Source organism: Kitasatospora sp. NPDC007106 (genome assembly GCF_040634455.1).
GTDB lineage: Bacteria > Actinomycetota > Actinomycetes > Streptomycetales > Streptomycetaceae > Kitasatospora > Kitasatospora arboriphila.
In genome coordinates, this window is record NZ_JBEYFP010000270.1 from 1 (window position 1) to 7,648 (window position 7,648).

At 74.5% G+C, this 7,648-nt stretch carries 7 protein-coding genes; 3 read left to right on the top strand and 4 right to left on the bottom strand.

Annotation, left to right across the window (positions count from 1 at the left end):
* Together ABZ641_RS20370 and ABZ641_RS20375 are read left to right on the top strand one after the other, a co-directional pair.
* A partial coding sequence (locus tag ABZ641_RS20370; protein WP_359983610.1) for an aldehyde dehydrogenase family protein occupies positions 1 to 1,278 on the top strand: 1,278 nt, incomplete at its 5' end.
* Positions 1,279 to 1,378: 100 nt separating this feature from the next.
* Complete coding sequence (locus tag ABZ641_RS20375; protein ID WP_359983620.1) at positions 1,379 to 2,464, top strand: Zn-dependent alcohol dehydrogenase; 1,086 nt, start codon at positions 1,379 to 1,381, stop codon at positions 2,462 to 2,464.
* A 67-nt stretch (positions 2,465 to 2,531) separates the two neighbouring features.
* Here ABZ641_RS20375 and efeU read toward each other — a convergent pair whose 3' ends face one another.
* The 3 genes from efeU to efeO form a co-directional block, all read right to left on the bottom strand.
* Positions 2,532 to 3,383: an iron uptake transporter permease EfeU gene (efeU, locus tag ABZ641_RS20380; protein WP_344624276.1), complete on the bottom strand. Its 852-nt coding sequence runs from the start codon at positions 3,381 to 3,383 to the stop codon at positions 2,532 to 2,534.
* A 40-nt stretch (positions 3,384 to 3,423) separates the two neighbouring features.
* Complete coding sequence (efeB, locus tag ABZ641_RS20385; RefSeq protein ID WP_359983613.1) at positions 3,424 to 4,716, bottom strand: iron uptake transporter deferrochelatase/peroxidase subunit; 1,293 nt, start codon at positions 4,714 to 4,716, stop codon at positions 3,424 to 3,426.
* A gap of 86 nt (positions 4,717 to 4,802) precedes the next feature.
* The gene (efeO, locus tag ABZ641_RS20390; protein WP_359983623.1) at positions 4,803 to 5,942 is read right to left on the bottom strand and encodes an iron uptake system protein EfeO; all 1,140 of its coding nucleotides are present in this window, start codon (positions 5,940 to 5,942) and stop codon (positions 4,803 to 4,805) included.
* Positions 5,943 to 6,277: 335 nt separating this feature from the next.
* Here efeO and ABZ641_RS20395 point away from each other — a divergent pair, with 335 nt between their 5' ends.
* A complete protein-coding gene (locus tag ABZ641_RS20395; RefSeq protein WP_359983615.1) occupies positions 6,278 to 6,910 on the top strand; it encodes a methyltransferase domain-containing protein in 633 nt (210 codons plus the stop codon).
* A 15-nt stretch (positions 6,911 to 6,925) separates the two neighbouring features.
* On the opposite strand, the gene ABZ641_RS20400 is transcribed toward ABZ641_RS20395, so the two are convergent.
* A partial coding sequence (locus ABZ641_RS20400) for a helix-turn-helix domain-containing protein (protein ID WP_359983618.1) occupies positions 6,926 to 7,648 on the bottom strand: 723 nt, incomplete at its 5' end.

Here is a 7,648-nt window from a genome sequence, read left to right on the forward strand (position 1 = left end):
GTGGCCGCCGCCCGCGCCGCCGCCCCCGGCTGGGCGGCGAGCAGCCGCGAGGAGCGGCTCGCCGCCCTGACCCGGCTGCGCGACGGCCTGGCCGCCCACCGCGCGGAGATCGCCGCCACCGTCACCGCCGAACTCGGCACCCCCGCGGGCTTCGCCGACGCCGTCCAGGCCGGCACCCCGATCGCGGTGGCCTCGGCCTACCTCGACGTCCTCGCCGACTACGCCTTCCACGAGAAGGTCGGCAACTCCACGGTGTACGCGGAGCCCGCCGGGGTGGTCGCCGCGATCACGCCGTGGAACTACCCGCTGCACCTGATCGTCGCCAAGGTCGTCCCGGCCCTCGCGGCGGGCTGCACGGTGGTGCTCAAGCCGTCCGAGGAGACCCCGCTGATCGCCCGGCTGTTCGCCCGGATCGTCGACGGCGCGGGCCTGCCGCCGGGCGTCTTCAACCTGGTGACCGGCCTCGGTACGGTGGTCGGCGCCGCGCTCGCCGCCCACCCCGGCGTGGACGTCGTCTCCTTCACCGGCTCCACCGCGGTCGGCCGCGCCATCGGCGAGAGCGCCGGACGCGGCATCAAGAAGGTCTCCCTGGAACTCGGCGGCAAGTCCGCGAGCGTCGTCCTGCCCGGCGCGGACCTGGCCCGCGCCGTCAACGTCAACCTGGCCAACGTCTTCGCCAACTCCGGCCAGACCTGCACCGCCTGGACGCGGCTGCTCGTCCACCGCGACCAGTACGAGGAGGCCCTGGCGATCGCCGCCGCCTCCGCCGCGAAGTACGCGCCCGGCGACCCGGCCGACCCGGCCACCCGGGTCGGACCGCTGGTCAGCGCCCGGCAGCGCGAGCGCGTCCGGGAGTACATCGACGGCGCGCTCGCCGACGGCGCCCGGCTGGTCGCCGGCGGCCCCGGGGCCCCCGAGGGCCTGGACCGCGGCTACTACGTCCGCCCGACCGTCCTCGCCGACCTCCCCCCGGACGCCCGCGCGGTGCAGGAGGAGATCTTCGGCCCGGTGCTGGTGGTGCTGCCGTACGACGACGAGGAGCACGCCCTCGCGCTCGCCAACGGCACCGAGTACGGCCTCGCCGGCGCCGTCTGGGCGGGCGACGAGGAGACCGCCGCCGCGTTCGCCCGCCGCATGGAGACCGGCCAGGTCGACATCAACGGCGGCCGCTTCAACCCGCTCGCCCCCTTCGGCGGCTGGAAGAACTCCGGCGTCGGCCGCGAACTCGGCCGGCACGGCCTGGAGGAGTTCCTGCAGACCAAGTCCCTGCAGTTCTGACCGCCGCCCGCCCCGCCCGCCGACCCGTCCCCGTCGGGCGACCCCGTCCGCCGATCAGTCCCCGTCCGAACACACCGAGAAGACCACCGAGGTGACCGCCATGGTCCGCGCCGCCGTCCTGCGCTCCGCCGGGGCCCCGCTCGAGATCACCGACATCGACCTGCCGGACCCGGGACCGGGCCAGGTCCGCGTCCGCCTCGCCGCCGCCGGCGTCTGCCACTCCGACCTGTCGATCGGCCGCGGCATGCTCCGCGCCACCCTCCCCCTGGTCCTCGGCCACGAGGGGGCGGGCACCGTCGTCTCGGTCGGCGAGGACGTCACCGGGGTGGCGCCCGGCGACCCGGTCGTCCTCAACTGGGCCCCCGCCTGCCGCGCCTGCCCGGCCTGCGCGATCGGCGAGCCCTGGCTGTGCGACAACTCCGGCGCCGCGTCCACCGGCCACTACGCCGCCCTCCCGGACGGCACCCCGCTCCACCCCGGCCTCGGCGTCGGCGCCTTCGCCGAGGAGACGGTCGTCGACCGGCGCGCCGTCCTGCCGCTGCCCGCCGACGTGCCGCTGGCCTCCGCCGCCCTGCTCGGCTGTGCCGTCCTCACCGGCTACGGGGCCGTGCACAGCGCGGCCCGGGTGCGGGTGGGGGAGTCGGTGGTGGTGTACGGGCTGGGCGGGATCGGCCTGGCGGTGCTGCAGGCCGCCCGCCTCGCCGGGGCCTCGCCGGTGGTCGCCGTCGACGTCACCCCGGAGAAGGAGGAACTGGCCCGCCGGCACGGCGCCACCGAGTTCCTGCTCGCCGGCGACTCCACCCCGAAGGCCGTCCGGGAGCTCACCGGCGGCCGCGGCGCCGACCACGCCTTCGAGTGCGTCGGCCGCGGCACGGCGATCCGCTCGGCCTGGTCCGCGACCCGCCGCGGCGGGCGGACGACCGTGGTCGGCATCGGCGGCAAGGAGGACACGGTCTCGTTCTCCGCCCTGGAGCTCTTCCACTACGCCCGCACCCTGACCGCCTGCGTGTACGGCAACTGCGACCCGGACGAGACGGTGCCGGTGCTCGCCGAGCACGTGCGCAGCGGCCGGCTCGACCTGGACGCACTGATCACCGACCGGATCTCCCTGGAGGACATCCCGGCCGCCTTCGAACGGATGGCGGCGGGCCGCGGCGGCCGCTCCCTGGTGCTCTTCGACCACTGACACCGCCCGTACGACGCGGAAGGTCCCGCACCCCGACGGGGTACGGGACCTTCTCGGTCGCCAGGCCTCAGGCGGCGGGCTTCTCGGCCGTCGCGGGGGCCGGGGCCGGCTTGGGGGCCGGGGTGCCGGACTTCCGCAGGAAGAGGAAGAGGGTGGGCACCAGGTAGGCGGCCCAGACCGAGACCTGCAGCACCGTCGGGTCCGGCTGGAAGTTGAACACGCCCTTCAGCAGGGTGCCGTACCAGCTGTCCTTCGGCACGGTGCTGGAGATGTCGAAGGCCTGGCTGGTCAGGCCCGGGATCCAGCCGGCCTCCTGCAGGTCGTGCACGCCGTAGGCGAGCACGCCGGCCGCGACGACGACCAGCATCGCGCCCGTCCAGGTGAAGAACTTGGCGAGGTTGATCTTCAGCGCGCCGCGGTAGAACATCCAGCCCAGCACCACCGAGGTGAGCAGGCCGAGGACCGCGCCGACCAGCGGCCGCACGCCGTCGCTGGTCGCCTGGACGGCCGTCCAGATGAACAGCGCCGTCTCCAGGCCCTCCCGGCCGACGGCGAGGAAGGCCGTCACCACCAGGGCGAAGGTGCCCATCGCCAGCGCGGCGTCCAGCTTGCCGTGCAGTTCGGTCTTCAGGTGGCGGGCGGTGCGGCGCATCCAGAAGACCATCCAGGTGACCAGGCCGACCGCGACGATCGACAGCGAGCCGCCGAGCGCCTCCTGTGCCTCGAAGCTGAGCTGCGTCGAGCCGTACTGCAGCACCGCGCCGAAGGCCATGCTCAGCACGACCGCCGCGGCGATGCCCGCCCAGACGGGCGCGAGGCGGTCCCGGCGGCCGGTCTTGACCAGATAGGCGATCAGGATGCAGACCACGAGGCTGGCTTCGAGGCCTTCCCGCAGACCGATCAGGTAGTTGCCGAACACAGGGGGACTCCCGGGGGTGGAGGTGGTACGGGGCAGGGGGTCAGCCGAACAGGGCCTGGCCCCACCATTCGCCGGGCTTGCGGACGCCGGGCGGGCACGCGAAGTGGCCGGAGCCGACGTGCGTGATGTATTCGTTCAGCGCGTCGTTGCCGGCGAGCTTGGACTGCAGCGGCACGAAGGCCTTGCGGGTGTCGCGCTGGTAGGCGAGGAAGAACAGGCCGGCGTCCAGGCGGCCGAGGCCGTCGGTGCCGTCCGTGAAGGAGAAGCCGCGGCGCAGGATCATCAGCCCGTTGTTGCTGTCCGGGTGCGCGAGACGGACGTGCGCGTCCTGCTTCATCGCGGACAGGTCCGGGGTGTCCCGCTCCTTCTGCTTGCCGACCGGGGCGCCCTCCAGCTTGCTGCGGCCGAAGATGTCCTCCTGCTCCTTGAGCGGGGTGCGGTCCCAGGTCTCGATGGTCATCCGGATCCGCCGGGCGACGAGGTAGGAGCCGCCGGTCATCCAGTCCTGGCCGTCGCCGGGGGCGACCCACACGTGGTCGGCCAGCGACTTGGCGTCGGTGCCGGCGATGTTGTGGGTGCCGTCCTTGAAGCCCATGAGGTTGCGCGGGGTCTGCGCCTCGGGGGTGGTCGAGGAGGTCTTGCCGAAGCCGAGCTGCGACCAGCGGACGTTGACCACGCCCATGCCGATCCGGGCCAGGTTGCGGATCGCGTGCACGGCGACCTGCGGGTCGTCGGCGCAGGCCTGGACGCAGATGTCGCCGCCGGTGCGGTTCTCCTCCAGCCGGTCGCCGGGGAACTTCGGCAGGTCGACGAGGGCCTCGGGCCGCTTGGCCTTGATGCCGAAGCGGTCGGTGCCGTCCTTCTCGAACAGCGTCGGGCCGAAGCCGACGGTCAGGGTCAGCCGCGACGCGGGCAGGCCGAGCGCCTCGCCGGTGTCGTCCGGCGGGGCCTCCGGGAGGCCGCCGGTCGCGCCGGCGCCGACCTCGCGGGCGGCGGTCATCGCGGCGGCCGCCTTCGTCCACTCCTTCAGCATCTTCACCAGGGCCTCGCGGTCCTTGGTGATGACGTCGAACGCGGCGAAGTGCAGCCGGTCCTGGACGGGCGTGGCGATGCCGGCCTGGTGGTCGCCGTAGAACGGGATGTCGACGGTGGAGTCGATGCCGGGGGCGGCGGCGGGCGCGGCCTCGTGCATGGTCGCGGCGGCCACCGAGCCGGCGGCGGCCGCACCCAGGGCGAGGCCGGCACCGGCCCAGCCGATGACGGCGCGGCGGGTGGGGGCGGCCTGGTCGGTGGCGGTGTCCGGCGCGGTGGTCTCGGCGGTCTCGGCGTCCACGGTGCTTCCTTCGGTCCTGTCTCTGCGGATGCCGCGGCGGCCCGGTCGGGCCGCCGCGGCGGGGCGCTGGTGCGGTCGGTCCGGGGTCAGCCGGTGACGACGACCGCGGCGGCCAGCTTCGACAGCGGCTCGCCCAGGGAGTTCACCGCGTCCGAGAACGCCTTGCGCTCCGGCTCGGTGATCTTGTCGTAGGAGGTGTAGGCCTCGCCCTGCTTGTACTTGCCGAGCAGCACCTTGATCGCGGCGAACTCGGTGTCCAGGGTCTTGGCCAGCGCGGCGTCCTTCTCGGAGGCGACCGGCTTCAGCAGCTCGTAGGCCTTCTCGGCGCCGTCGACGTTGGCGGCGAAGTCCGACAGGTCGGTGTGGGAGTAGCGGTCCTCCTCACCGGTGATCTTGTTCTTGGAGACCTCGTCCAGCAGCTCCTTGGCGCCGTTGGCCATCGAGGTCGGGGTGATCTCGGCCTTGGCGATGCGGGACTGCCAGTCCTTCAGGTCGGTGACCAGCTGGTCGGCGAGCTTCTTGTCGTCGTCCGTGATCTTGCCGTCGGCCCAGAGCGACTTCTCGATCTTGTGCCAGCCCGTCCACTGCTGGCCGGCCTCCAGGCTGTCCTCGCGGGTGTCGGTCTTCGGGTCGATGTCGCCGAAGCTCTCGGCGATCGGCTCGGTGCGCTCCCAGCCCACCCGGGAGGCGGCGAACAGCGACTTGGCCTTCTCGGTGTCGCCGGCCTTGACGGCCTCGGCGAACTGGGTCACCACCGGGATGGTGGCGTCGGCCTGCTCCTGCGCGTACTTCCGGTAGGCCTCGACGGCGGCGGCCAGGCGCGGGTCGGCCTTGGCGGCCGGCGCGGCACCGCCGGTGACGGTGATCTTCTGGCGGATGCCGTCGCCGGTCATGCCCGGCTTGCAGGCGATCTCGTACTCGCCGGCCTTGATCTCCGCGTGGATGCTCACGGTGGTGCCCGGGCCGATGTTCTCGCGCTCGGTGACGATCTTGTCGCCGGCGGCGTAGACGTAGACCTCGGTGGACTTCGAGCCCTTGTTCTGGACGGAGAGCTCGACCGCGCCGGCCGGGAAGCTCGTCTTCGCGACCTCGCACGCGGAGTCGGAGGCGGTCACCTTCACCGCGTCCGCGGAGGCGGCGTCGTCCTTCTTGGAGCAGCCGGCCAGGGCTGCGCCGGCCACGGCGATGGTCAGGAGCGTCGCTGCGGTGGAGCGGCGGGCGGGCATGGCGTACTCCGAGGGTGCTGGTCGGTATTCCGGCACCCAGGACAGTAAGGGAAGCAAGCCTAACCTAACAACCTTTCGAACCGTCAGACGACGCCATCGAATCCCAGCCGCGACCTCGGCACATCACGGCCCGTCGGCGCCCGGGCGGCGGCCCGCCCGCCCCTCCGGAACCCGCCCCGCGGGCACGGCAGAAGGATCGTTCGTCCACCCCTCGGTCGGCGGTGGCGCCGGGCCCGCCCGGCCCGCCGGCACCGCCGCCACCACCCCGGGGTTACCAAGGTCATACGCCGGCCACGCGGCGCCCGCCGCTTACGCTCGGACCGAGGAGGCCACCGATGGACAGTCAGGACTGGGACGAGCGCTACCGCGCCACCGAGCAGCTCTGGGGCGTCGAGCCCAACCGCTGGGTCGTCCGCGAGTGCGAGGAGCTGCCGGCCGGCCGCGCCCTCGACCTCGCCGCCGGCGAAGGACGCAACAGCATCTGGCTCGCCGAACGCGGCTGGCGGGCCACCGCCGTCGACTTCTCCGCCGTCGCCCTCGACCGCGGCCGCGCCCTCGCCGCCACCCGCCCGGCCGGCACCGCCGACCGGATCGACTGGGTGCACGCCGACGTCCTCGCGCACACCGCCGAACCGGCCGGGTACGACCTCGTCCTGGTCGCCTACCTGCAGCTCCCGGCCGCCGACCGCCGCACCGCGCTGCGCCGGGCCGCCGAGGCCCTCGCCCCCGGCGGCACCCTGCTCGTCGTCGGCCATGACAGCCTCAACCTCACCGAGGGCACCGGCGGACCGCAGGACCGGCGGGTGCTCTTCACCCCCGACGACGTCCTCGACGACCTCGCCGGCACCGGCCTGGAGAGCGTCCGCGCCGAACGGGTGCGCCGCACCGTGGCCGCCCCCGACGGCCACGGCACGGCGGGCGAGGCGATCGACGCCCTGGTCCGGCTGCACCGCCCCCGGCCCCGGTAGCCCGCCCCGGACGGCTCAGCGCGGCCGGGACCTGGCCTTCCGCGGCGAGGCCTCCAGCGCCTGCAGCCCGCCGGCCCGGAACCGGTCCCGCCAGGCGGCCACCAGCTGCGCCGAGTGCCCGAGCCGTCCGGCCGCCTCCTCCGCGGAGGCGTGCTCGCAGGCCAGCACGATCCGGGCGCGCAGCGCGAGTCCGCGGTCCGGCGCGTTCGGCGAGGCCCAGGAGTGCAGCACCGCCCGGTCCGGGTCGGCGATCCGGTTCGCGCCGCCCGAGGGTCGCGGCCGGCCCTCGGCGGGCAGGATCGCCTGGCTGTCGGCGTACCGCAGTTCGGCCTGCTCGTCGGCGATCCGGAAGACCGTGCCGATCAGCGGGCGTCCGTGCTGGTCGGCGATGGTGCGCCGGACTTCCAGGCCGCCGGGCGAGGCGTGCTCCGCGGTGCCGCGGGCCAGCTGGACGCTGTCGGCGGCGCGGAGCCTGAGGCCGGCGGCGGCCGCCCAGCCGTACAGCTCGGTGAGGTCCGCCTCGCGGCCGCTCTCCGGCTCCTCGCCGAGCGCCCACGCGGCCCGCCCGAGTCCGGGCAGCAGCACCGTCAGCACCGGGGCGAACCAGGAGCCGGCCGACTGGAGCGTCCGCCCGTCCGTGTCCCGCAGCCGGTGGTCGTAGGCGAGCGCGGCACGCCGGGGCGGCAGTTCCAGCGCCGCCGCCACCCACGGGTCCGGCGGTCGGCGCAGCAGCCGTCC

Excerpts from the sequence above, each read along its gene's own strand:
- ABZ641_RS20375 (WP_359983620.1), top strand. The coding sequence starts at position 1,379 with ATGGTCCGCGCCGCCGTCCTGCGCTCCGCCGGGGCCCCGCTCGAGATC.
- efeO (WP_359983623.1), bottom strand. The coding sequence starts at position 5,942 with ATGCCCGCCCGCCGCTCCACCGCAGCGACGCTCCTGACCATCGCCGTG.
- ABZ641_RS20395 (WP_359983615.1), top strand. The coding sequence starts at position 6,278 with ATGGACAGTCAGGACTGGGACGAGCGCTACCGCGCCACCGAGCAGCTC.